The 22,493-nt window shown below is 61.5% G+C and carries 17 protein-coding genes; 6 read left to right on the top strand and 11 right to left on the bottom strand.

Annotation, left to right across the window (positions count from 1 at the left end; all coding sequences use genetic code 11):
• Positions 1-20 precede the first annotated feature (20 nt).
• Both HEQ17_RS12335 and HEQ17_RS12330 read left to right on the top strand, forming a co-directional pair.
• Entirely contained in the window at positions 21-2,144 is a 2,124-nt protein-coding gene (locus HEQ17_RS12335; protein ID WP_296293004.1) for a type I secretion system permease/ATPase, read from the top strand.
• Positions 2,145-2,149: 5 nt separating this feature from the next.
• Positions 2,150-3,589, top strand: coding sequence for an HlyD family type I secretion periplasmic adaptor subunit (locus tag HEQ17_RS12330; RefSeq protein WP_296293003.1), 1,440 nt, complete (start codon positions 2,150-2,152; stop codon positions 3,587-3,589).
• Positions 3,590-3,690: 101 nt separating this feature from the next.
• Here HEQ17_RS12330 and HEQ17_RS12325 read toward each other — a convergent pair whose 3' ends face one another.
• Positions 3,691-4,614 (bottom strand): MBL fold metallo-hydrolase, encoded by a 924-nt coding sequence (locus HEQ17_RS12325; RefSeq protein WP_296293002.1) that lies wholly within the window; start codon positions 4,612-4,614, stop codon positions 3,691-3,693.
• Between the two features lie 3 nt (positions 4,615-4,617).
• A complete protein-coding gene (locus HEQ17_RS12320) occupies positions 4,618-6,303 on the bottom strand; it encodes an AMP-binding protein (protein ID WP_296293001.1) in 1,686 nt (561 codons plus the stop codon).
• A gap of 160 nt (positions 6,304-6,463) precedes the next feature.
• Between HEQ17_RS12320 and HEQ17_RS12315 the strand changes: the two genes are divergently transcribed.
• From HEQ17_RS12315 to lnt, 3 genes are all read left to right on the top strand, one after another.
• The gene (locus HEQ17_RS12315; protein WP_296293000.1) at positions 6,464-7,213 is read left to right on the top strand and encodes a GNAT family N-acetyltransferase; all 750 of its coding nucleotides are present in this window, start codon (positions 6,464-6,466) and stop codon (positions 7,211-7,213) included.
• A gap of 72 nt (positions 7,214-7,285) precedes the next feature.
• Positions 7,286-8,167, top strand: a complete 882-nt coding sequence (locus HEQ17_RS12310; protein WP_296292999.1) for a transporter associated domain-containing protein — start codon at positions 7,286-7,288, stop codon at positions 8,165-8,167.
• The gene (lnt, locus tag HEQ17_RS12305) at positions 8,164-9,732 is read left to right on the top strand and encodes an apolipoprotein N-acyltransferase (protein ID WP_296292998.1); all 1,569 of its coding nucleotides are present in this window, start codon (positions 8,164-8,166) and stop codon (positions 9,730-9,732) included. Before HEQ17_RS12310 ends, lnt begins: the two co-directional genes overlap by 4 nt.
• A 4-nt stretch (positions 9,733-9,736) precedes the next feature.
• Here lnt and priA read toward each other — a convergent pair whose 3' ends face one another.
• The 3 genes from priA to HEQ17_RS12290 all read right to left on the bottom strand — a co-directional run bounded on the left by priA (position 9,737) and on the right by HEQ17_RS12290 (position 15,777).
• Positions 9,737-11,839 carry a primosomal protein N' gene (priA, locus tag HEQ17_RS12300; protein WP_296292997.1) on the bottom strand — a complete coding sequence of 701 codons (2,103 nt, stop codon included), beginning with the start codon at positions 11,837-11,839 and terminating at the stop codon, positions 9,737-9,739.
• Between the two features lie 388 nt (positions 11,840-12,227).
• Positions 12,228-13,358, bottom strand: coding sequence for a uroporphyrinogen decarboxylase (hemE, locus tag HEQ17_RS12295; RefSeq protein WP_296292996.1), 1,131 nt, complete (start codon positions 13,356-13,358; stop codon positions 12,228-12,230).
• 79 nt (positions 13,359-13,437) lie between these two features.
• On the bottom strand, positions 13,438-15,777 hold the full coding sequence (locus tag HEQ17_RS12290) for a thioredoxin family protein (protein WP_366938044.1): 2,340 nt from the start codon (positions 15,775-15,777) through the stop codon (positions 13,438-13,440).
• An 89-nt stretch (positions 15,778-15,866) separates the two neighbouring features.
• On the opposite strand from HEQ17_RS12290, the gene HEQ17_RS12285 reads away from it, so the two are divergent.
• Positions 15,867-16,694 carry a creatininase family protein gene (locus HEQ17_RS12285; RefSeq protein ID WP_296292995.1) on the top strand — a complete coding sequence of 276 codons (828 nt, stop codon included), beginning with the start codon at positions 15,867-15,869 and terminating at the stop codon, positions 16,692-16,694.
• 56 nt (positions 16,695-16,750) lie between these two features.
• Here the strand turns inward: HEQ17_RS12285 and HEQ17_RS12280 are convergent, their stop codons facing one another.
• The 6 genes from HEQ17_RS12280 to HEQ17_RS12255 all read right to left on the bottom strand — a co-directional run bounded on the left by HEQ17_RS12280 (position 16,751) and on the right by HEQ17_RS12255 (position 22,473).
• Positions 16,751-17,911: a hypothetical protein gene (locus HEQ17_RS12280; protein WP_296292994.1), complete on the bottom strand. Its 1,161-nt coding sequence runs from the start codon at positions 17,909-17,911 to the stop codon at positions 16,751-16,753.
• Between the two features lie 75 nt (positions 17,912-17,986).
• Positions 17,987-18,661 (bottom strand): histidine phosphatase family protein, encoded by a 675-nt coding sequence (locus tag HEQ17_RS12275; RefSeq protein ID WP_296292993.1) that lies wholly within the window; start codon positions 18,659-18,661, stop codon positions 17,987-17,989.
• Positions 18,662-18,777: 116 nt separating this feature from the next.
• Positions 18,778-19,704 carry a PhzF family phenazine biosynthesis protein gene (locus HEQ17_RS12270; RefSeq protein WP_296292992.1) on the bottom strand — a complete coding sequence of 309 codons (927 nt, stop codon included), beginning with the start codon at positions 19,702-19,704 and terminating at the stop codon, positions 18,778-18,780.
• Positions 19,705-19,729: 25 nt separating this feature from the next.
• The gene (locus tag HEQ17_RS12265) at positions 19,730-20,914 is read right to left on the bottom strand and encodes a PLP-dependent aminotransferase family protein (RefSeq protein ID WP_296292991.1); all 1,185 of its coding nucleotides are present in this window, start codon (positions 20,912-20,914) and stop codon (positions 19,730-19,732) included.
• A 21-nt stretch (positions 20,915-20,935) separates the two neighbouring features.
• Positions 20,936-21,850, bottom strand: a complete 915-nt coding sequence (locus tag HEQ17_RS12260) for a DMT family transporter (protein WP_296292990.1) — start codon at positions 21,848-21,850, stop codon at positions 20,936-20,938.
• An 8-nt stretch (positions 21,851-21,858) separates the two neighbouring features.
• Positions 21,859-22,473: a LysE family translocator gene (locus tag HEQ17_RS12255; RefSeq protein ID WP_296292989.1), complete on the bottom strand. Its 615-nt coding sequence runs from the start codon at positions 22,471-22,473 to the stop codon at positions 21,859-21,861.
• Positions 22,474-22,493 lie beyond the last annotated feature (20 nt).

Raw genomic sequence — 22,493 nt, 5'->3', positions numbered from 1 at the left:
CGTCACCATCAGCCGCTTCGTTGGACTCAGGTCTGGCTTGCCTGGTCATGATGGCTCGCTTGCATGGCGTTGCTGCCGACGCAGATCAGTTGACGCATGAGTTAGCAGTAGCCGGACGACCCTTTGATACTGCTGACATGCTGCTGGCAGCCAAGCGCCTGGAGCTTCAGGCCAAGGCCGTAAAAACGGATGTGGCGCGGCTGGCCAAGACGCCCCTGCCTGCGGTGGCCGTCGGGCAGGGTGACGATGGATCGGTGGACTTCTTCATTCTGGCGCGCGTGGATGGTGAACAGGTGTTGATCCAGTCGCCTGCCGCTGGTCGTCCCGAGACTCTGACGCTGGCTGAACTGCAAGCGCGCTGGAAGGGTGAGCTGATTCTGTTCACCTCCCGTGCCTCGGTCGCGGGCGAGTTGACCAAGTTTGACTTTACCTGGTTCATCCCGGCCATTGTCAAATACCGCAAGCTGTTGCTGGAAGTCTTGCTGGTGAGCTTTGTGTTGCAGATTTTTGCCCTCATCACGCCATTGTTCTTCCAGGTGGTGATGGACAAGGTGTTGGTGCATCGCGGCTTTAGCACGCTGGACGTGATCGGCGTCGGCCTGGTGGTCGTCGTGCTGTTTGAGGTGTCACTGACGGCGCTGCGCAGTTACGTTTTCGCGCACACCACCAGCCGCATTGATGTGGAACTGGGTGCGCGGCTGTTTCGGCATCTTCTGGGCCTGCCGCTGGCCTACTTTCAGGCGCGGCGTGTGGGCGACTCGGTGGCGCGGGTGCGCGAACTGGAAAACGTTCGCGCTTTCTTGACTGGCAACTCCATTACCTTGGTGCTGGATTTGCTGTTCTCGGTGGTGTTCATTGCAGTGATGCTGTACTACAGCGGCTGGCTGACTTTGATTGTGGTGATCTCGCTGCCGTGCTACGTGATTTTGTCGGCCGCGTTCACGCCTTTGCTGCGTGCACGGCTGAACGAGAAATTCAATCGCGGCGCTGAGAACCAGGCTTTTTTGGTGGAAACCATCAGCGGCATCGACACCGTCAAAGCGATGGCCGTGGAGCCGCACTGGACGCGCAAGTGGGACAACCAACTGGCCGCCTACGTTTCGTCCAGCTTCAAGACTGCCACGGTCGGCACCTTTGCCAACAGCGGTGTCACTTTGATCTCTAAGCTGGTGACAGTGGCGACCCTGTACGTCGGCGCACTGCTGGTGATTGACAACCAACTCACCGTTGGCCAGTTGATTGCCTTCAACATGCTGGCCGGGCAGGTGGCACAACCCGTGATGCGGCTGGCCCAGTTGTGGACGGATTTTCAGCAAACGGGGATTTCGGTTCAGCGACTGGGCGACATCTTGAACACCCGCACCGAGGTGGCGGGCAACAAGAGCACGCTGCCGCCGCTGGCCGGGCGCATCACGCTTGATGAGGTGGTGTTTCGCTACCGGCCAGACGGGCCGGAAGTGCTCAAAACCGTGTCGGTAGAGATTGCGCCTGGAGAGGTGATTGGCATTGTGGGGCGTTCCGGTTCAGGCAAGAGTACCTTGACCAAGCTGGTGCAACGCCTGTACGTGCCTGAACGTGGGCGGGTGATGGTGGACGGCATGGACTTGGCGCTGGCCGACTCCACCTCGCTGCGCCGCCAGATTGGCGTGGTGCTTCAAGAAAACGTGTTGTTCGCCCGCAGCGTCCGTGACAACATCGCCCTGGCCGATCCGGGTGCGACGCTGGAAGCGGTGATTCAAGCGGCCAAGCTCGCCGGTGCGCATGAGTTCATTCTGGAATTGCCCGAAGGCTACGACACACTGGTGGGCGAACACGGCTCCACGCTGTCGGGCGGACAGCGCCAGCGCATCGCGATTGCCCGAGCGCTGATGACCAACCCACGGGTGCTGATTTTTGACGAAGCCACCAGCGCACTTGACTACGAGAGTGAACGCATCATTCAAGGCAACATGAAGGACATATGCAAGGGCCGCACAGTCATCATCATCGCCCACCGGCTATCGGCGGTGCGTGACGCCAACCGGATCATCGTCATGGAGCGTGGTCATATTGTGGAGACGGGGACGCATGCTGATTTGCTTCGCCCCAGAGCGGATGGTTCTACGGGTCACTACGCGCGGCTGCACAGCTTGCAGCAGGGGTAAAGACGATGGGTATCAACTTTTCAAAATCCCCGCTACTGCAAGCCTTCGCCGATTTGTTCAAACGCTACGGCGCTGCGTTCAGCCATGCTTGGCAACACCGCGCCGAGATGCAGCCGACCGAGCGCCTGCCGCACGAAGCACAGTTTTTGCCCGCCGCGCTGTCATTGCAGGAGACGCCCGTCTCGCCAGCGCCGCGCGTTGCGATGTGGATGCTGATTGGGTTTGCCGTGCTGGCGTTACTGTGGGCCATTTTCGGCAAGATCGAAGTGGTGGCCACTGCCCAGGGCAAGGTGGTGCCGAATGACCGCACCAAAACCATCCAGCCGTTTGAAACTGCCACCGTCAAAGCCATTCATGTCACCGATGGACAGCAAGTCCGCGCTGGTGACGTGCTGATTGAACTGGATGCCACCATGGCACAAGCCGACCTGGAACGGTTGCAGAGTATTTTGGGGGGGGTTCGGCTGCAAGTGGCTCGCGGGCAAGCCATGCTGGCCGCTTTGGACACTGGCCAGCCTTTGAAACTGATTCGCCCAAACGGCGTTGACGAAGCCAAGTTCGCCGAGGCGCAACGCCTTCTGGCAGGGCAAATGGCCGAGTTCAGCGCAAAGCAAAGCCGCATCGAGGCTGAAACCGCCAAGCGCGAGGCTGAGCTACGCTCAACGCAGGAATTGGTGAACAAGTTTGAGCAGACCGTGCCGATTGCCAGACAACGCGCGCAGGACTTCAAAAATCTCGTCAATCAGGATTTTGTGTCCAAACATGGATATCTGGAGCGCGAACAGGTCCGCATCGAGCAGGAAGCGGACCTGGCCAACCTGCGCAGTCGACTCAAGGAGATTGAGGCCGCGTTAAGAGACACCCGTAGTCTGCGTGCGGCGATGATGGCGGAGACCCGGCGCATCAACCTGGACAGCATCACCGAGGGCCACCAAAACGTCGCAGCCCTGGAGCAAGAACTGCTCAAGGCGGGTTTGCGCGGCAAGCTGATGCGGCTGACCTCGCCCGTTGACGGCACGGTACAGCAACTCGCGGTTCACACCGTCGGAGGTGTGCTCACACCGGCCCAGCCTTTGATGATCATTGTGCCGCGCGACAACCCGCTGGAGGTTGAAGCCTTCTTGGAAAACAAAGACATTGGCTTTGTGAAACCGAATCTGGATGCCGAGGTCAAGATCGAGACGTTCCAGTACACCAAGTACGGCACCATCCACGCCAAGGTGACTTCTGTGTCGCATGACGCGATCAACGACGAGAAGCGCGGGCTGATTTACTCGACACGGGTCAAGATGGAAAAATCCAGCATCAATGTGGACGGCACCCCTGTTTCATTGAGCCCCGGCATGGCGGTGTCGGTGGAGATCAAAACCGGTAAGCGGCGCGTGATCGAGTATTTCCTGACGCCGCTCATGCAGCATGCGAGAGAGAGTTTGCGGGAGCGTTGAGGGGCATGCTACGGATATGCTAATTTGACACGGCAAAAACACATGTATCGCCGAGGGTGCCCCGAATTTTGTATCAATGGGGCGGGTCTGAGCGGGGTTTTTCATGCGTTGTGCAAGACCCCGTCTTCTACGTTCAGCGCTCCGCTGCGCTCGAGTTCGGCCAGCATCATCTGCAGCCAGGTGTTCAAGCTCAGGCCGTTGCCGTAGCGCTGGTGCAGTTGCTTCAAGTAGGGCACTTGGGCCGCCCATCGGTCAAATTCTGTTTGAGAGATCTGGCCCCATTCGAGCAGTTTGAACTTGAGCAGCACTTTGGCACCATAGCGGGCGTGGCGCTCCGGGTTTTGGGCAAAGCCTTCGAGTTTGCTGCGGGCCAGGGCCAGCGCGGGGGCCACTTCGGTGAACACGGCGCCGTGGCCGGGAATGATGGTAGCGGGGTCGAGCCGCTCGATCAGGTCCAGCGTTTGCGCCACTTCGTCAAAAGCAGCAACGCCTTCCAGCTCCGGGAATACCACGCCAAAACCGTTTTGCCACAAAGCATCGGCCGACATCAGCAGGCGGTGTTCGGGCGCAAACAAGATGACCGAGTGCGGGTCGTGCCCGGGGGCGGCGTGCACTTGCCAGTCCATGTCGGCCCAGCGGTGGGTGCTGCCGGGCCTCAAGAGTTTGTCAAAGCGAAAGGCTGGACAGTTTTGCCCGGTGGGCAGGTAGCTCAGCTCGCTTTCTGACCAAAGCTGCACAGCAGGGGCCAGCCCGGGGGGTATCCACGTCTGCAGGTCGGGGTAGTGGGCTTGAAGTGCACGGTTGCCGCCGCAGTGGTCACTGTGCAGATGGGTGTTGACCAGCCGATGCAGGGGACGCCCCTGCAGGGTCTGTTGGACCAGTGCCAGTGTTTGCTGCTGGTGCTTCACATAACCGCTGTCGATCAAGGTGGCGCCATCAGAGCCTTGCAAAAGCACGTTGTTGGACGACAGCCAGCCGCGTTCGAAAACGGTCACACCCGAGGGCAGCATGCTGACTTCGGACATGGCTCATTTGCTGGTGCGCAGGTCGCGACGCAAGATCTTGCCCACGTTGGACTTGGGCAGTTCGTCCCTGAATTCGATGTATTTCGGTCGCTTGTAGCCGGTCAGGTTGTCGTGACAGAAACGGGCCACGGCCTCTTCGGTCAGCATGGGGTCATTGCGCACCACAAACACCTTGATGGTTTCGCCCTGCATGGCGTCGGGGATGCCGACGGCCGCGCATTCGACCACGCCAGGGCAGGTCGAGATGAGGTTTTCCAGCTCGCTGGGGAAGACGTTGAAGCCGCTGACGATGATCATGTCTTTCTTGCGGTCCACGATGCGGGTGAAGCCTTGCTCGTCCATGATGCCAATGTCGCCCGTGCGCAAGAAGCCATCGGCGGTGAAGGCCTTGGCGTTTTCGGCGGGCTGGTTGTAGTAGCCAATCATCACGTTGGGGCCGCGGATGCAGATTTCGCCTGAACTGCCTACCGGCAAGCTCTGGCCATCGTCGTCTTTGATGGCGAGGTCGATGCCTGGCAGGGGCATGCCAATGTTGCCGCTGAAGGTTTTTTGCGTCACCGGGTTGTTGGTGCCGATGGCGCAGGTTTCGCTCATGCCCCAGCCTTCGATCATGGCGCTGCCTGTGGCGTTTTGCCAGTTGCGGGCCGTGCCCTCAGAGGCCGCCATGCCTCCAGCTTGCGTGAGCTTGAGAGAAGAAAAGTCGATGGTTTTGAACATGGGGTGCAGCATCAGGGCATTGAACAAGGTGTTCACCCCGGGCATCACATGAAACGGGCGCTGCTTGAGCACTTCGATGAATTTGGCGAAGTCGCGCGGGTTGGGCACCAAGGTCAGGTAAGAGCCCTGGCGTATGGCGAGCAAGCTCAGCGTGAGTGCAAAGATGTGGTACAGCGGCAAGGCCGCGATGTTGTTCACCTTGCGCAGGTCGGGCACATCGGCCAAGGCGGGCGAAAACCAGCCTTCGGCCTGCAGCATGGCCGCCACCACGTTGCGGTGTGTCAGCACGGCGCCTTTGGACAGGCCGGTGGTGCCGCCTGTGTATTGCAAAAAGGCGATGTCGTCCATGGTTTGCGCTGTAGGGCGCAGATTGAGGCTGCGGCCAATGGCGATGGCTTTCTTGAAGGGGGTGACAGTGCGCCCGTTGGTCAGGGGCAATTCGAATGGCGGCACCATTTTGGCCAGGTGGCGCACGGCAAAGGTCAGCCAGCGGCCATTCCAGGGGCCCAGCAAATCGCCAATGGAGGTCAGCACCACGTGTTTCACGGCTGTGTGCTCGATCACCTCTTGCAAGGTGGCCGCATAGTTTTCGAGGATGACCATGGCGCTGGCCCCGGAGTCCTTGAGTTGGTGTTCCAGCTCGCGGGGTGTGTACAACGGGTTGACGTTCACACAGGTGTATCCGGCTCGCAAAATCGCGGCCATGGTCACGGCAAATTGGGGCAGGTTGGGCAGCATGATGGCGACCCGGCTGCCGGGCTCTAGCCCTTTGTTTTGCAACCAGGCCCCAAGGGCTGTTGACAACTCATCGAGCTGTCTGTAGCTCATCCAGCGGTTCATGCAGACCGAAAAAGGGCCGTCGCCATTGTCGCGAAAAGACCTGTTCAGCAAGTCGGTCAAGTTGGCGTATTGATCGGTATCAATCTCGTGAGGTACACCCGGGGGGTAGTTTTTGAGCCAGAAACGATCCATGTACTTTTCTCCTGTTAACAGTGCATTGTCACCACCTTGGGTGCTGTCAGGTATCGGGCAATTACCGATGGGGCGTGTTGGTGGTCTCACAGGCGACAAAACCCCGTGAGTCAAGGGCTGTTCAATCGGTGCAGAATAAGTGAAAACCCTAGACAGTGACATGAGCAACCCATCCAAGCCCCGTTCTTTCACATGGCATCCGTGGTTGCGTCAACTGTGGCAACGATGGTGGGGGCTTGTCCGCTCAGGCCAGCTGTCGGGCAGGGCGTCGCGCAGAGCTTTTGCGTGGGTCCCTATTCGTTCCTTGTCGCCTAGGCACAGGCCGCGAATCGAGCGTCATCTGGCGGCCTTGCCTGAGCGGGACCGCTATTTGCGTTTTGGTTATGCCGCCACGGATGAGCAAATTGGCCGTTATGTGGCCAGCCTGAACTTTGACCGGGATGAGATTTTCGGGGTGTTCAATCGGCGACTGGAGCTGGTGGCGGTGGCCCATTTGGCCTATTCGGTGGATCCGCAGTGGGCCACTTGTGCCGAGTTTGGCGTGTCGGTCTCTGCGCATCAGCGAGGCAAAGGCTTGGGGGCCAAGTTGTTCGCTCATGCGGTCATGCATGCGCGCAATCAGGGGGTGAGCCTTGTGTTCATCCATGCCTTGAGCGAGAACGTGGCCATGCTCAAGATTGCGCGCCAGGCCGGCGCCGTGGTGCAGCGCGATGGCTCGGAGAGTGAGGCGTATTTGTCATTGCCGCAGGCCACGCTGGACAGTCAGATCAGCGGCTTGGTGCAAGAGCAGATGGCTGATCTGGACTACCAGCTCAAAATGCAGGCGCAACATTTTCGGGACTGGCTGAGCATGGTGCAAGAGATTCGGCAGGGGGTGCGCGACGCTCGTCAAACTGCGCGCGGCCCTTGATGCAGGGAATGGTCATCGGATTCCGCTATCCTTGCATTTCCGCCACAACCGCATGTACTGCAAGCTTTGACCGTGTCTGAACCTTACCCTGCGCGCGCTGCCGAGCGCGAAGACAAGCGGAGTTTTCTGCAAAGACTGGCAGAGCTCATCCACCCCGGTCCTGATTCTGCAGCCCAATTGATGGCTTCTTTGGCAGAGGCCGAGGACAACCAGATCATCAATGCCGAGAGCCGCCTGATGATCGAGGGCGTGATTCGGATGGCCGACATGACCGCTGGCGATGTCATGGTGGCGGCTCCCCGAATGGATTTGCTCCATATCGAAGACCCAGTGGACCTCTTGCTGAACCAGGTGATTGACACGGCGCACTCGCGTTTCCCGGTGTACGAGGGTGAGCGCGAAAACATCATTGGCATCTTGCTGGCCAAAGACCTTCTGAAGTTGCAGCGCGCTCCTGAATTGAACATTCGTGCTTTGTTGCGGCCTGCTGTGTTTGTGCCCGAGAGCAAGGGACTGAACGATTTGCTGCGGCAGTTTCGCGACAACCGCAACCATCTGGCCATGGTCATTGACGAGTATGGCCGCACGGCCGGTTTGATCACCATCGAAGATGTACTGGAGCAGATCGTCGGTGAGATCGAAGATGAGTTTGACATCAGCGACGATGCGGGAGACATTTTTGGTTTGCCCGATCGCAGTTTCAGGGTCAATGGCAATACCTCAATTGAACGGGTGAGCGAGGCCTTTGGTGTGAATTTGAAGCTGGCGCGACAAAGGTCCGATGGCCATGACTTTGACACGCTGGGTGGCTTGATCGCACACGAAATGGGCCATGTTCCTCACCGGGGCGAAGCCTTCGAGTTGGCTGGGCTGCGCTTTGTGGTCTTGCATACCCGGGCAGGTGTGGTCAGGTGGTTCAAGGTGTCTGCGATGTCGAATGGGTCTAGTGCATGAGTGGGGCGCTGCTGCGCTCTCCAGGCGTTCAAACCGTCTGGCCTGCCTGCGCCGGGCTGGCTCAGGCTGCATCCATCGCGTGGCCAGGCAGCGGCCAGGCACAGGGTTGGCTGCAGGTGTTGAGCCTGACCGGGTTGGCCGCAGGTTTGGCGGGCATGACACGGGCGTCTTATGCGCACCCTGCAGGGCCTGGCCCCCTTCAGCGCGCAGCCTGGTTTGGCGGCGTGTTTGCCACAGCTTGGCTGGCGGGTTGTTTCTGGTGGTTGTATGTGTCCATGCACCATGTGGGGGGGTTGTCTGCTCCTTTGGCTGTGTTGGCCGTGCTGGCGTTGGCGGCTGCGCTGGCGCTTTACTACGCTGCGGCTTCGGCCGTTTGGGTGAGCTTGGCGCGTGGGTTGGTGGCCCAACAGCCAGGTCTGGCCAGTGCCTTGTTTGCGGCCTTGTGGACTTTGGCCGAGTTGATGCGCGGGCGCTGGTTGACGGGCTTTCCTTGGGGGGCGGGGGGGTACGCGCATGTCGATGGCGTGCTGGTGGCCTGGGCGCCATGGGTGGGCGTTTACGGTGTGGGGGCCTTGGCGGCGTGGCTGGCCATGCGCCTGGCCCTTGCGGGGTGGCGATGGCAGGCGCTCAAGCCATTGATCGGTGTTGCGTTGGTTTCCTGGGGGCTGCAGACGTTCGGTCCGGTGTTCACCACCTCGGCTGGTCAGGCCCAGGTGCAATTGCTGCAGGCCAATATTTCGCAAACCGACAAATTTCAGGCCACAAGCGGTGTGCGTGATGCCTTGCAGTGGTATGACGAGCAATTGCGTTCCAGTCGCGAGCCCCTGGTGGTGGCCCCTGAGACAGCCGTTCCCCTGTTGCCGCAGCATTTGCCAGAGGGTTATTGGGGGGGCTTGCAGAAATACTTTGCCCAGCCTGACCGCCCTTTGGCCCTGGTGGGAGTGCCCTTGGGCAGTTTGGCCGAGGGTTACACCAACTCGGTGGTGGCGCTGGGCCCTGATGAGGCGGTGACTTACCGCTACGACAAAGCGCACCTGGTGCCTTTCGGTGAGTTCATGCCCCCCGGATTTGTCTGGTTCATTCGCATGATGAACATCCCTTTGGGGGACTTCAGGTCAGGGGGCTGGCACCAAGCTTCGCTGGCTTGGCAGGGTCAGCGCTTGGCGCCGAACGTTTGTTATGAAGATTTATTTGGTGAAGAACTGGCCATCCGATTCAAAGATCCGGCCACCGCGCCCACGGCCTTGGTGAATGTCAGCAACATTGCTTGGTTTGGCGATACCTTGGCAGTGGATCAGCACTTGAGCATCTCACGCCTGCGGGCCATTGAGCTGGGTCGCCCCATGCTACGGGCCACCAACACGGGTGCCACGGCCATCATCGACCACACAGGCCGGGTGACCGATCAGTTGCCACGTTTTACCCGGGGCAGTCTGACGGGCGTTTTTGAGGGGCGTCATGGACTGACACCGTTTGCCCGATGGGCGGGTGCGTGGGGCTTGTGGCCGCTTTGGGGTTTGTGCAGTGCCTTGGTGGTGGTGGCCTGGTGGCGTCGGCAGCGATGAGCTCTCAAATGGTTTGAGGGTCCACGTCCACCAGCCAGCGGATCACGCCTTTGTGTTCGGGTTGGCTGCGCACTTGGTGCAACACGCCGTGCAGGTGCCACAGCATTTTTTGCAGCGCCATGCGGCTGGGGCTTTCCAGCAGCATTTGGGCGCGTTCCACATCGGCCACGCGCTGCATGCTCATGGGCACGGCGGGGTACACATTCACTTGAGGCACCAAATCCGCCGTGGACGGGTCGGCGCTCAGCTGGGCTTGCAGGGCTTCGCGGGCGGCGTTCAGCAGGCCTTGGGCGGTTTCTTGCGTGCGGGCGTCGGCGCGCAGCAAGGCCTGGTGGCTGATGGGCGGCAAGTCGGCGGCGGTGCGCTCGGTCAACTCACTCGCGGCAAAGGCCGGGTAGTCGTGTTTTTTGAGCGCCTCAAACAGTGTGTGTTGCGGGTGAAAGGTTTGCACCCACATTTCGCTGGTGGCACTTTGTGTGGCGTCACGTCCGGCGCGGCCTGCGGCTTGCATGAGCAGCGCAAACAGCCGCTCGGGTGCGCGAAAGTCACTCGAAAACAGGGCTGTGTCTGGATTGACCGCTGCCACCAGCGTGATGCGCCGAAAGTCATGCCCCTTGGCAATCATTTGCGTGCCGACCAACACGTCCACTTCGCCCGAGTGCACTTGGGCCAGCTGGCTTTCCAGCGCGCCTTTCAAGCGGGTGCTGTCGGCGTCGATGCGGGCGATGCGCACCGGGGTGCCGTCGGGGCGCAAGACGTGCGCCAACAACTCGCCCAAATGCTCTTCGAGTTGTTCGGTGCCCCGGCCAATGGGCGCGATGTCGGCGTTGCCGCATTCGGGGCAGGCCCGGGGCACCCGCTCGGTCAGGCCGCAGTGGTGGCAGCGCAGGGTGCGGTCGATTTTGTGGAACACCCGAAATGCGCTGCAGTGCTTGCATTCGCTTTTCCAGCCGCAGTCGGCGCAGTGCAGCACGGGCGCATAGCCCCGGCGGTTGAGCAGCAGCATGCATTGTTCACCGCGCTCCACCCGCTCTTGGATGGCGGCCACCAAGGGTGCCGACAAAACCGTGCGGCGCGGCTGTTTGTTCATGTCCACGCGCCGCACTTTGGGCAAAAGAGCCGTGCCTATGCGCGAGGGCATCAGCAGGCGTTGGTAGCGACCGCCGTTGAGTCCTTCCGCGTCGGCGGGGCGGCTCAGGTGCCAACTTTCGAGGGAGGGCGTGGCCGAGGCGAGCAGCACTTGCGCGTTTTGCAGCTTTCCCCGGTACACCGCCAAGTCTCGCGCCGAATAGCGTGCGCCCTCTTGTTGTTTGTAGCTGGGGTCGTGCTCTTCATCGACCACGATCAGTTTCAGGTGCGGCATGGACGCAAAAATGGCCATGCGTGTGCCCAGCACGATGCGGGCGTGGCCTGCATGGGCGGCCAGCCAGCCCTTGAGGCGCTGGGCGGGTGTCATGCCGCTGTGCATCGACACCACGGCTTCGCTGCCAAAACGCGCTCGCACCCGTTCCTCGAGCTGGGGCGTGAGGTTGATCTCGGGCACCATGAGCAGGGCCTGGGCTTGGGGGTCGGTGGCCAGCATGCGCTCGACGGCCTTCAAATACACCTCGGTTTTGCCGCTGCCGGTGCTGCCAAACAGCAAGAAGGGCCCGGTGCCGCTGGCCATTTGCGCCAGCACGGTGCTTTGCTCTTGTGAGAGAGCGGGTCCGGGTGTGGTGTGCACGGCGCGCTCGGTGTTTTGTTTTTTGAGACGACGGACCAGTTGTTCATTGCTTAGCTCGCGCAATTGGGGCGGCAGGGCCGACAAGGCCACCTCGCCCAATGCGCGTTGGTAGTACTGGGCCGAAAATTGAACCAGTTGACGCCATGTGTCGTGCAATGGACTCAGGCCATCCAGAACTCCAGTCACCTCTCGAAGACTCTCTGCGCTGATCTGTGTGGGTGCCTGATCATGAATGGCCCACACCACCCCCAATACCTCCCGTTTGCCCAGGGGTACACGCACCAGTTGTCCTGCCTGCACACCCAAGGGGCTTCGGTAGGTCAGCACACCGCCCACTGGGCTGTGTGCTGGGGTCGGAACTGCGATGTCAATCCAAACTAACAATGTCGATTGCTCCGGTGATTTGCATGAATGTATGAGTTTGGGGGGATCAGGTGAAGTCTTGAAATCTGCCTTAAGTGCTTGATTTCACAGTTCTTTGGCGTGGATTCAGAAAATCTGTGGATAACTTTGTTGAAAACTTGTCGCCAAGAGCTCAAAGGCCTTGATTTTGAAGGCCCCGGACCCATTGCCCAACAGATGAGCAAGAATAAAACCCCAATGAAATCAATAACTTGGCGTTCCCCTGCAAACTGTCAACGAGAGTCGCGCTCCCTTCGTCAAGAAAAACACACGGCCCTTTTTTTGTGCATAAGTCAAGAGGTGAAGTCTGAATGGTTGCAAAAAAATTGGCGTGTCAAGAGGTGGAGATGTCCGCTGAAGTCTTTGGTATTCAAGCGGGCAGGCGCAGCTTGCGCGAATGGCTGTGCACCGCTTCGACCAGCGCCGTCACATGCTCGGGCGGGGTGAATTGGCTGATGCCGTGGCCCAGGTTGAAGATGTGCGTGGGGCCTGTGGTGCTGCGGTCGGTGTGCGGCGTGCCAAAGCTGTCCAGCACGCGGTGCACCTCGGTGGCGATCTGCGCGGGCGGTGCAAAGAGGATGTTCGGGTCGATGTTGCCTTGCAGCGCTTTGCCGGGGCCACCCACAGGGCCGCCCACCAGGGCGCGGGCGCGGCCCAGGTTCATGGTCCAGTCCAGGCCCAGCACATCGCAGTTCAAACCCGCCATCTCGGGCAGCCACAGGCCGCCGCCTTTGGTGAAGACGATGCTGGGGATGCGTTGGCCGTTGTGCTCGGTTTTGAGCTGGCTCAGCACGCGGGCCGTGTAGGCCAGGCTGAACTGCTGAAAGGCCCCATCGGCCAGCACGCCGCCCCAACTGTCAAACACCATGACCGCTTGGGCACCGGCTTCGATTTGGGTGTTCAGGTACAGGGCCACGGCGTCGGCGTTGATGGCCAAAATGCGGTGCATCAAATCCGGGCGGCTGTACATCAGGGTTTTGACGTGACGGTAGTCGTCAGAGCCCGCGCCTTCGACCATGTAGCACGCCAGCGTCCAGGGGCTGCCGGAAAAGCCAATCAGGGGCACGCGGCCGTTCAGCGCTTTGCGGATGCTGGTGACGGCATCGAAGACGTAGCGCAGCTTGTTCATGTCGGGCACGGCCAGCTCGGCCACGGCGGCTTCGTCGCGCACGTTTTTGGCAAAGCGGGGGCCTTCGCCCTGGGCAAACGACAAGCCCAGGCCCATGGCGTCGGGCACGGTCAAGATGTCGCTGAACAGGATGGACGCGTCCAGCGGGTAACGGTCCAGGGGCTGCAAGGTCACTTCGGTGGCGAAGTCCACGTTGGTGGCCAGGCCCATGAAGCTGCCGGCTTTGGCGCGGGTGGCGCAGTACTCGGGCAAATAGCGACCGGCTTGGCGCATGAGCCAGACGGGGGTGTGGTCAGTGGCTTGGCGCAGGCAGGCGCGCAAGAAGCTGTCGTTTTGCAGGGGGGCGAAAGAGGCGTGTGTGGGGGTGCTCATGACGCCATTGTCGCAGGCCTCGGCCAGGAGGATTTGTCCACCTTTGGACTTGCTACAGGGGTATTGTGTCTGGGGTGGTTTATTGCGAGGGCGGGAGTTTTTGCAGCGCCGCTTGCACTTCGTCCACGCTGGGCAATTCGGACAAGAGCACCGGGGCTTGGCCCGGTGCATACAGCGCATAAACCGGCACGCCGCTGCGGCCCAAGGCCGTCAGGGCCTGGGTGATGGCCGGGTCGCGTCGCGTCCAGTCGGCCCGCATCAGCACCACCTGTCGGGCGGCAAAGTCGCTCAGCACTTGGGGGTCGGCCAAGGTGGTTTTCTTGTTGTACTGGCAGGTCACGCACCAAGCGGCAGTGAAGTCCACAAACACACGTCGACCAGCGGCCAGATGGGCTTGCATATCGGCGTCCGACCAGGCTTGCCACTGGGGCTGGCCAGTGGGGCTTTTGTCGTTGCTGCTGGCGGTACTGACGGCGGGCGCTTCGCGCAATGCCAAAGGCAACCAGTTGCTGCCCAGCCAAAGCAAAAGGGCCAGCCCCAGACCGACCATGAGCCAGCGTGTTGGCCCTTGCAGGCCCAGCGCCCAGGCCAGCCAGGCCACTGTCAGCAAAAGCGCCAGCAGGCCGCTGGCTCCGTCGATACCGGTTTGCTGGCCGAGTACCCACAGCAGCCAGATGACGGTGGCAAACATGGGGAAAGCCATCGCCTGACGGAAGGTCACCATCCAGGCTCCGGGGCGGGGCAGTGTGCGGGCGATGCCGGGCCACCAGCTGGCCGCCAGGTAGGGCAAGGCCATGCCCAAGCCCATGGCGGCAAACACCAGGAGCGCTTGCCATACAGGCAGCGCAATCGCCAGGCCCAGCGATGCGCCCATGAAGGGTGCAGTGCATGGCGAGGCCACGGCTACGGACAGCGCGCCTGACAATGCTGCGTTCACGGTCGGGTGGCGGCTTTGCAGGGTGGCCAGGCTGCTGGGCAGGATCTGGCCGAATTCGAATACGCCCGCAAGGTTCAGGCCCAGCAGGGTGAACAAGAGTGCCAGAGCCGCCACCACGGGCGGTGACTGCAGTTGAAAGCCCCAGCCCAGTTGCTCACCTGCCGCGCGCAGCGCCAGCATGAGGCCGCCCAGCAGCATGAAGGAGGCGACCAAGCCTGTGGTGTAGGCCAGTCCGGCGCTACGGTGTTGTGCTTGCGAGCTGTCTGCATGGGTCAAGCCCAGCACCTTGATGGCCAGCACAGGAAAGACGCAGGGCATGAGGTTGAGCAACAGGCCGCCGACCAGCGCCCCCAAGATGGCCAGGGTCAGGCCCAAAGCGGTGGTGGCCTGGCTGGTTGGCAGGGGCGCTTGGGCGGCCCGGGCGTTTTCGGCCAGGGCCCTGGCGAGAGCGGGTGAAATTTCGGCAGGCGTGGCTTGGGCTAAGGCAGGCCAAGTGCCTAGCACTGGCGTGTGGATCTCGTAAGCCGGAGCTTTGGGGGACGACTCCTGCCCCATCGCGATCACCCAGCGCATCGTTTTGGGGCTGTCGCCACGCTCGGGCGAAACCGGGATGGCGGCGTTCCATACCGAGCCTTGCCAGTGTTGTGTCCAGTCCTTGCCTTGCACGGCGGCGTTGTGCACCACGTTGGTCGTGGCCGGGAAGGTGCTGAGTGTCTGGCCGCGCCAACTCGGGGGCAGGCCATGCACGCGCAGGCGCAGTTGCTGGCCGTCATCCGAGACCGTGGTCTGGCCCCCAGAGACCCATGAGCCGCCTTCTTGCCGTTGTGGCAGTGTCTGTGGGCGGAGTTTTTGCGCCGTTGCAAACAAGGTGGCGTGCGGTGTTTGGGCTGCGCTCGATGTCAGATTCAGTGAGAAACGCCCCTCTTGCGGAATGCATTCTTGGCGGCACACCAGCCATTCGGCTTGTAATTGAAGGGGTAAGCCACCCGTGACCGGAAACTGGAAAGCGGCAGCCACCGTCACCGGCACGACCAGCAAGAGACGGCCGTCGTAGCCGTAATTGGCCAGCGTGCCAATCGGGATCTTTTTGGGCAGGGGCCAGGCGATGTCGCCCGCCTGCAAACCGGCAGGCAGTTGCCATTGCAGCCGGGTGGGCAGGCCCGAGTCGCCCGGGTTTTGCCAGTAGGTGTGCCACTGGGGTTGGTGTTCGATCTGCAGGCCCAACCAGAAGGTTTGTCCAGCCTGCACCCCTTGGGGGGCGTGCACCAGTAATTCGGCCTGCACTTGTTCGGTGTTGACCACATGGGCGGGACTGCTGAGCAAGGCGTTGGTGGCGGAATTGCTGGCGGTCGCTTTCGAAGAAAACAGGGTGCCGGTTTGCGCCAGGCTGGGCGCGGACGCCCACAAGAGCGCGCACAAGCCCAGCACAATCAGCCCACTCTGAACCATGGCCCAGCCACGCGACAACAAGGAAACTTTCACGCCAATCCTTCTTTATGGCCCCGAACACCTGTAGCGGAACCTTCTGCGAAAGGCACTGTACACGGCCGCGCTCCATTAAGATGCCGAACATGCAAAACCCTTCGCGATTTTGGGCCGACTGGACCACCACAGATTTTCAGGCACTGCCGCTGGAGCGCGCCATCGCCGTGCTGCCGGTGGCCGCTACCGAGCAACATGGCCCGCACCTGCCGCTGTCGGTGGACACCGACTTGGTCAATGGCGTCGTGTCGGCTTGCTTGTCGCACCTGTCCGCCGACTTACCCGTCTTGTTTTTGCCCACCCAAACGGTGGGCTTGAGCCCCGAGCACGCCCGTTTTGCCGGCACCCTGACGCTCAAGGCCGAAACCGTGATCCGTTTGTGGACCGACATGGGCGAGTCGGTGGCGGCCAGTGGCGTGAAAAAGTTGGTGCTTTTGAACGCCCATGGCGGTCAGGTCAGTGTGATGGACATCGTGGCGCGCGACCTGCGGGCCCGGCTGGGTATGCTGGTGTACAGCGTGAGTTGGTTCAATTTGCCGCTGCGCGATGCGCAAGGCGGCGACGTGAATGCGCTGTTTCCGCCCGAAGAGCACCGTTTTGGCGTGCACGCGGGGGACACCGAAACCTCGATGATGCTGGCGCTGCGCCCGGACACCGTGCGCATGGATCGGGCGCAGAACTTTCGGTCCACCTCGCAAGACCGCGCCGAGCGTTTTGAAATATTGGGTAACGGAAAAAGTGCCAAGCTGGGCTGGCAAATGCAGGATTACAACCGCCATGGCGCAGCGGGCAATGCGGCTGCGGCCACGGCACTCAAGGGCCGAGCGCTGCTGGATGCTTCAGGCCGCGCTTTGGCGCAGTTGTTGGCCGAAATCGACCAACTGCCGCCAACCACCTTGAGTGAGCGGATGGGCTGAGCCTTGTGGGGGGTCCGAGTTGGCTTGTCCGACTGGGTTGAATCTGCTGCAGGGTTTCAAAAAGTCGGCAACACCAATTGGCAGTCATCCCTGCTGACGCTTCGTGGGTGCTCGCGTGTGGCGTCGATGCACCCGCCTTCGGCATAAACCCCTTGGGGGTCGCGCATGCACACCATGCGCTCCAGCACCTGCTGGCGGGCTTGTGGGTCGCGTTCGGTTTGGGCAACGTGTTGTTCCACCACCGTCTCGTCCATGTGTAACTTGCCTTGGCTGTCATGGACTGTTCCATGGCGCCAATGAAAAATTTCGATGGCTTTTGACTCCAGCGTGAAGGGGCGATCGCGCTGCCAAAAGTTGCTGAACAGTCCGCCGCCCATGTAAATGACCCATGAGCCTTCGTAACCTTCGATGTCGGAAGAGCGTTCGTCGGGGTTGCGAAACCACAGCCGATCACCCGGGACATAAAAGCGAGTGGGCAAAGGAGCGGCCATGCTGCCGTACTCAATCAGGTAAACATCGTGAAATTGTCCGGATCGGATGGCGTAGCGTTCGTTCAGTTGCTGCAATTTGGCCAACAAGGCCGGGTGGTGCATCGCCAACTCTTGCGCGATGCCCAACAGAATCACGTATTCGGTGGCGCGGTAGCAAGAAAAATCGTAGAGCTTGCCTGTGGCTTCGGGTTGGGTGGCCGCAATGAGGGCCGGGATCAGCGGGCGACCCGGATTCAAAATGAAGCCGGTTGCTTCTTCGTAATGCCAATCGGCTTCGGGTCTTTCTGCGGCTTCGGTGTTGAATGCGAGCGCGGTTTTGCGTGCAGCCAACACCATGTTGCGCCTGACCCTGACATGGGACTGCAGTGACGCCAGGTTGGCAAAGCTGAAAAGATGGGGTGAGCCCAGCAAGGCGACGCAGATTTCACGCTCGAGTGCGCCGTGAGGCAAGGCGCTGTGGTGATGGCCGAGTGTTTGGTGCAGATACAGGGTGTCGTGGCCAGGCATCAACTGCTGCAGTACTTCTGGGTGCAAGGTGCAGCGAAGCTTCAGGCCTTCTTCAGGTTCTTCTTTTATGAGGGTTTGGCTCAAGGCTTGGAGATCCAGGCTGTCCAGCCAAGCTGCCCAAGCATGCTTGAGCGCATTCAGGTCGTCGGTGGGTTTGACCGAGATCTCAACGCCAAGGTTTAAGAGATCAGGGTTTGACAAAGCGCTGGAGCAGTTCATGTTGAGGATTTTGCCTATGGATTTTGATGGTTCATTCAGGGATAACGCGCAAGCCAGATTTGTGGGAGTGATCGATCAAGCGAAAGTTACCCAGTCTTTGTGCGCGTCGCTGTCCAGGTGGGGCAGCGTGTTGTAGGTCAGCAGCATGTGCCGCTTGGGGTTGAACACAAACTCGGTCAGCGCCGTGTTGCGGATGCGCAGGTTCAGCTCGATGGTGGTCTCGGCCGGGGTGCCCAGCACCCGGCCCACCGCGGTGGAGATGGGGCCGCCGCTGGAGACGATCATCACGTCGCCTGAATGGTTTTGCCGCACATGGTCGAGCGCCGCCTCAATGCCGCCCACAAAGTCGGCGTAGCTGGTCATGCCGCGCGGCTGGGTGCGCCCGGCCATCCAGGCTTGCAGCGCATCGCGCAGCAGGCGAAAGTGGTGGCGGTACAGCTCGGGGGTGTCGGGCTTGGCCAGCGGCTCGGGGTGGATGGACTCGATCAGCGCGTGGCTGTCGTATTCGTTCAGGCCCGGCCACACGGCCGGGGTGTGCGGCAAGCCTGCGCCTTCGGCGATGCCTTCCCAAGTTTGGCGGTGGCGCTTCAAGCTGCCCATCATCACCGCTTCGATGGGTTGGCCCTGAAGTTTGGGCCGCAGGTATTCACCCAAGCGCACGGCTTGCTGGCGGCCTAGTGGGCTGAGTTGATCGTAGTCATCGGCCCCGAAGGAGGCTTGTCCATGGCGGACCAAATAGAGTGTTCCCATAGGCTGAGATTGTGCGCAGCCTGGGCGCTTGAGCCTGTCGCTGGGGTGATCAGGGGCTGGGCGTTTTGCGGTGGTTCAGGCGTTAGTGGTTCGTTGTTCAGCGGCACATGCCGGGCTCACAAGTTCACCGTGCCCTGAATGCAGCCGACCACGTCGCCACCAACCCAGACTTGTCGCTGGCTGTCTTGCGACAAAAACACTTGGCCTGCGCGGCCCAGCACCGTGCCCTGGCGGGCGCTGTAGGCGGCAGGCATGTGGCCGTAGTCCATGAGCCATTGCGCCAGCGACGCGTTCAAGCTGCCGGTGACCGGGTCTTCGGTCACGCCCACGGGGGCGGCAAAGGCACGCACCTCCAGGTCGGTCGGGTCGTTCGCGATGCGGGTGCTCGATGTCGTGAACGCCCGTGCTTCGCGGTTGGCGCGGCGGATCAGGCCACCGTCTGGGGTTTGCCGCTTGGCCGCCACGCCGACTTTGGTGCCCAGCTTTTTCAAGGCGGCGTGATCGGGTTCCAGGGCCAGCACCGTGTCCACACTGTCCACCAGCAGGCCCAGCCAGTGCGGGCCGTTGTTCAGGTTTTGGGCGGCTATCACTTCCGAGGCGTCCAGCCCCAATGCCGCCAGCACAGGGGCGAGGTCTTCGGCCGAGATGTCCGAGCGCTTCAGCGGTGGTGCCGCAAAAGCCCAGCGCTCGCCCTGTTGCTTCAAAGTCACCAGGCCAACGCCGCATTCCTGCATCAGCACACCGGGTTGCCGGGGCGTGTTGCCCGCCTTCAGCCAAGCGTGGGCCGTGCCCAGTGTGGGGTGGCCCGCAAACGGCAACTCGGCTCCGGGCGTGAAAATGCGCACCCGGTAGTCGGCACCGCCCGCAACGCCTTCGGTCGTGGGCGGCAGCACAAAGGTGGTTTCGCTCAGCTGCGTCCAGGCGGCAAAGGTTTGCATCTGCGCGTCGCTCAGGCCCGTGCCATCGAGCACCACGGCCAGCGGGTTGCCCAGAAAGGCGGTGTCGGTGAAGACGTCGACTTGTTGAAAAGCTCGGAATTTCATGGGATCTTGAGGGGGTGGGAGCGGATTACAAGGATTCTCGGATCGCCGTTGCCAGCGCGGCCATGCCGGTGTTGATCTGGTCCACAGTGGCGGTCACAAACGACAGGCGCAGGGTGCTTTCGTTGGCGGCCCCAGCGTAAAACGCCGAGCCGGGCACAAAGGCCACGCCTTTTTCAACGGCTTTGTCCAGCAGGGGAATGGCTTTGAGGCCCTGGGGCAGTTGCACCCACAGGAACATGCCGCCCACAGGGCGGTTCCAGGAGAGGCCCAGGCCCGCCATTTCGCGGTCAAGCGCGGCGAGCATCGCTTCGCACTGCTGTTTGTACAGCGCCCGGATGGTGGGCACATGGCGGTCGATGAAGCCGTCCTTGAGCACTTCGGCCACCACGCGCTGGTTGAAGCTGGGCGTGTGCAGGTCGGCCGCTTGTTTGGCTTGCAGCAGTTTGGGGTACAGGGCCTTGGGTGCCACCAAATAGCCTAGGCGCAGGCCGGGCGCCAAAATTTTGGAGAAGGAACCGAGGTACACGCTGCCCTCGGGGTGGCGGGAGCTCAACGATGGCGCGGGCGGTGCGTCAAACCACAGGTCGCCGTAGGGGTTGTCTTCGATGATCGGCAAGCCACATTCGACAGCCACCTGCGCCACGGCGGCGCGGCGTTCTTCGGTCATGGTGCGGCCGGTGGGGTTCTGGAAGTTGGGCAGCAGGTACACAAAGCGGGCTTTGTCGGCACCCGTGCCCACTTTGGCGCGCAGGTCGGCGGCATCCACGCCATGGTCATCGCTTTGCACGCCCACCGCGATGGGCTCCATTGGGGTGAAGGCTTGCAGTGCGCCCAAATAGGTGGGCGTTTCCACCAAGATGCGGCTGCCTGCGTCGATGAGGATTTTGGCAACCAAGTCCAGGCCTTGCTGGCTGCCGGTGGTGATCAGCACTTGGTCGGGGCTGACCTTCATGCCTTGCTTGAGCAGGTCTTGCGCGACCCACTCGCGCAAGGGAGCGTAGCCTTCGCTGGCGGCGTATTGCAGGGCGGCTTTGCCGTCATCCCGCAGCACGCGCTCGCTGGCTTCGCGCATGGCGTCGATCGGGAAGGTCAGGGGCGAGGGCAGGCCGCCCGCAAAGCTGATGATGCCGGGTTTTTCGGTGACCTTGAGGATCTCGCGGATCACCGAGGGGTTCATTTTGTCGGCGCGTCGGGCCATTTGCCAGTGCATGGGGTGCTCCTTTATTGTTTTTCAGTTGGCCTTTGGGGTGCTGGCCACGCGCCGCCCCATGAAAACTGTGGCCACCACCAGCAGGGCAAAACCCAGAGTCATGGCGTCCAGTGATTCTCCCAACAATGGTATGGCCGCCAAAATGCTGATGAAAGGTTGCAGCAACTGCAGCTGGCTCACCCGCAGTGGGCCGCCCAGCGACAGGCCGCGAAACCAGGCAAAAAACCCGGCCCACATCGAGAACACCCCGACGTAAAGCAAGGCCAGCCATGCAGGGGTGGCGATCGGTTGGGTGGGCCAGGTGAGCCAAGCACCTGGCAATGTGATGGGCAGCGCCATCACGCAGACCCAGCTGATGACCTTTTCAGCGCCGAGGCTGGCGGTGACTTTGGCGCCCGCCACATAACCCAGCGAGGCGGCGACCACAGCGCCGAGCAGCAGGCTGTCGGCCCAGGTCAGTCCAAAACCGTGCCCCATTTGTGCGGCCCGAAGCACGCTGTAGACTGCGACCAAGCTGCTGCCCAGCGCCGCAAACACCCAAAAGCCCAAACGTGCCCGCTGGTGCATGAGCCAAGCCGCAGCTGCGGCTGTGGCCAGGGGCAACAAGGCGGTGATGACGGCCGCGTGGCTGGCCGTGACGTGGCGAAGGGCCCAGCCCAGCAGCAAGGGGTAGCCGATCACATTGCCCGCCAGCGACAAATACAACGGCCCGCGTTGCTCGGACGATGGCCAGGGTGCACGCACAGCCAAGAGGTAAATCGCCGACAGCACACCCGCCAGAGCGGCCCGACCCCAGGTCACAAACCAGGGCGACAGTTGCGGCGCATCGACTGTGCCGGTGGCCAGGCGCGTCATGGGCAGGGTGAGCGCAAAGATCACCACGCCCAGCAGACCCAACCACAGGCCTTGGGTTTCGGCTGCCATCGTTTTTTTCATGTTGTTCATCAGGCACCCTGACGCAAACCATTCAGCAACCAGACCACAGTGGCCAACAGCGCCAAGGCCATGCAGCGGTTGAAAATCAGCAAGCGACGGCCATGTGCTAACCAGTGCCGCAACATCGAGCCCGCCACCGCGTAGGTCAGGTTGCTGAAAAACCCATAGGCCACCATGATGGGCAGCAGCACCAGCGTGCGGGCGGTGGCGTCATCCCGCCCTGCCACCCAGCCGGCCACGATGGCCAAGGCCAGCATCCAGGCCTTGATGTTGAGAAACTGCAGGCCCACGCCCTGCACAAAGCCCACCTGCAGTTTGGCGCTGTCGGCTTGTTGCAAGCTGCCGCTTTGCCACAAACGCGAGGCCAGCCACAGCAAATAGCCATTGCCCAACACCACGATGCCCCAGCGCAGGGGTGGAAAGGCCACCACCAATCCGCCAAGGCCTGTGGCACACAGGGCAAACAAAATGCCCCAGCCCACCGGCACCGCACACACAAAGCGCATGGCGCGGCGAAGGCCATGGTTGGCGGCCATGGCGGTCGACAAGGTGGTGTTGGGCCCGGGCGTGAAGCTGCTCACGGTGGCGAGCACCAACAGCGCGCTGAGTTCGGAAGAGGTCATGGCTTTGAATGTAGTGCTGA

The organism is Limnohabitans sp. (genome assembly GCF_023910625.1).
Lineage (GTDB): Bacteria > Pseudomonadota > Gammaproteobacteria > Burkholderiales > Burkholderiaceae_C > Limnohabitans_A.
This window is presented reverse-complemented; position numbering and strand designations above follow the sequence as displayed.

Coding starts and splice junctions, on each gene's coding strand:
- HEQ17_RS12330 (WP_296293003.1), top strand. CDS start 2,150: ATGGGTATCAACTTTTCAAAATCCCCGCTACTGCAAGCCTTCGCCGAT.
- HEQ17_RS12325 (WP_296293002.1), bottom strand. CDS start 4,614: ATGTCCGAAGTCAGCATGCTGCCCTCGGGTGTGACCGTTTTCGAACGC.
- HEQ17_RS12320 (WP_296293001.1), bottom strand. CDS start 6,303: ATGGATCGTTTCTGGCTCAAAAACTACCCCCCGGGTGTACCTCACGAG.
- HEQ17_RS12315 (WP_296293000.1), top strand. CDS start 6,464: ATGAGCAACCCATCCAAGCCCCGTTCTTTCACATGGCATCCGTGGTTG.
- lnt (WP_296292998.1), top strand. CDS start 8,164: ATGAGTGGGGCGCTGCTGCGCTCTCCAGGCGTTCAAACCGTCTGGCCT.
- hemE (WP_296292996.1), bottom strand. CDS start 13,358: ATGAGCACCCCCACACACGCCTCTTTCGCCCCCCTGCAAAACGACAGC.
- HEQ17_RS12285 (WP_296292995.1), top strand. CDS start 15,867: ATGCAAAACCCTTCGCGATTTTGGGCCGACTGGACCACCACAGATTTT.
- HEQ17_RS12280 (WP_296292994.1), bottom strand. CDS start 17,911: ATGAACTGCTCCAGCGCTTTGTCAAACCCTGATCTCTTAAACCTTGGC.
- HEQ17_RS12275 (WP_296292993.1), bottom strand. CDS start 18,661: ATGGGAACACTCTATTTGGTCCGCCATGGACAAGCCTCCTTCGGGGCC.
- HEQ17_RS12270 (WP_296292992.1), bottom strand. CDS start 19,704: ATGAAATTCCGAGCTTTTCAACAAGTCGACGTCTTCACCGACACCGCC.
- HEQ17_RS12265 (WP_296292991.1), bottom strand. CDS start 20,914: ATGCACTGGCAAATGGCCCGACGCGCCGACAAAATGAACCCCTCGGTG.
- HEQ17_RS12260 (WP_296292990.1), bottom strand. CDS start 21,850: ATGAAAAAAACGATGGCAGCCGAAACCCAAGGCCTGTGGTTGGGTCTG.
- HEQ17_RS12255 (WP_296292989.1), bottom strand. CDS start 22,473: ATGACCTCTTCCGAACTCAGCGCGCTGTTGGTGCTCGCCACCGTGAGC.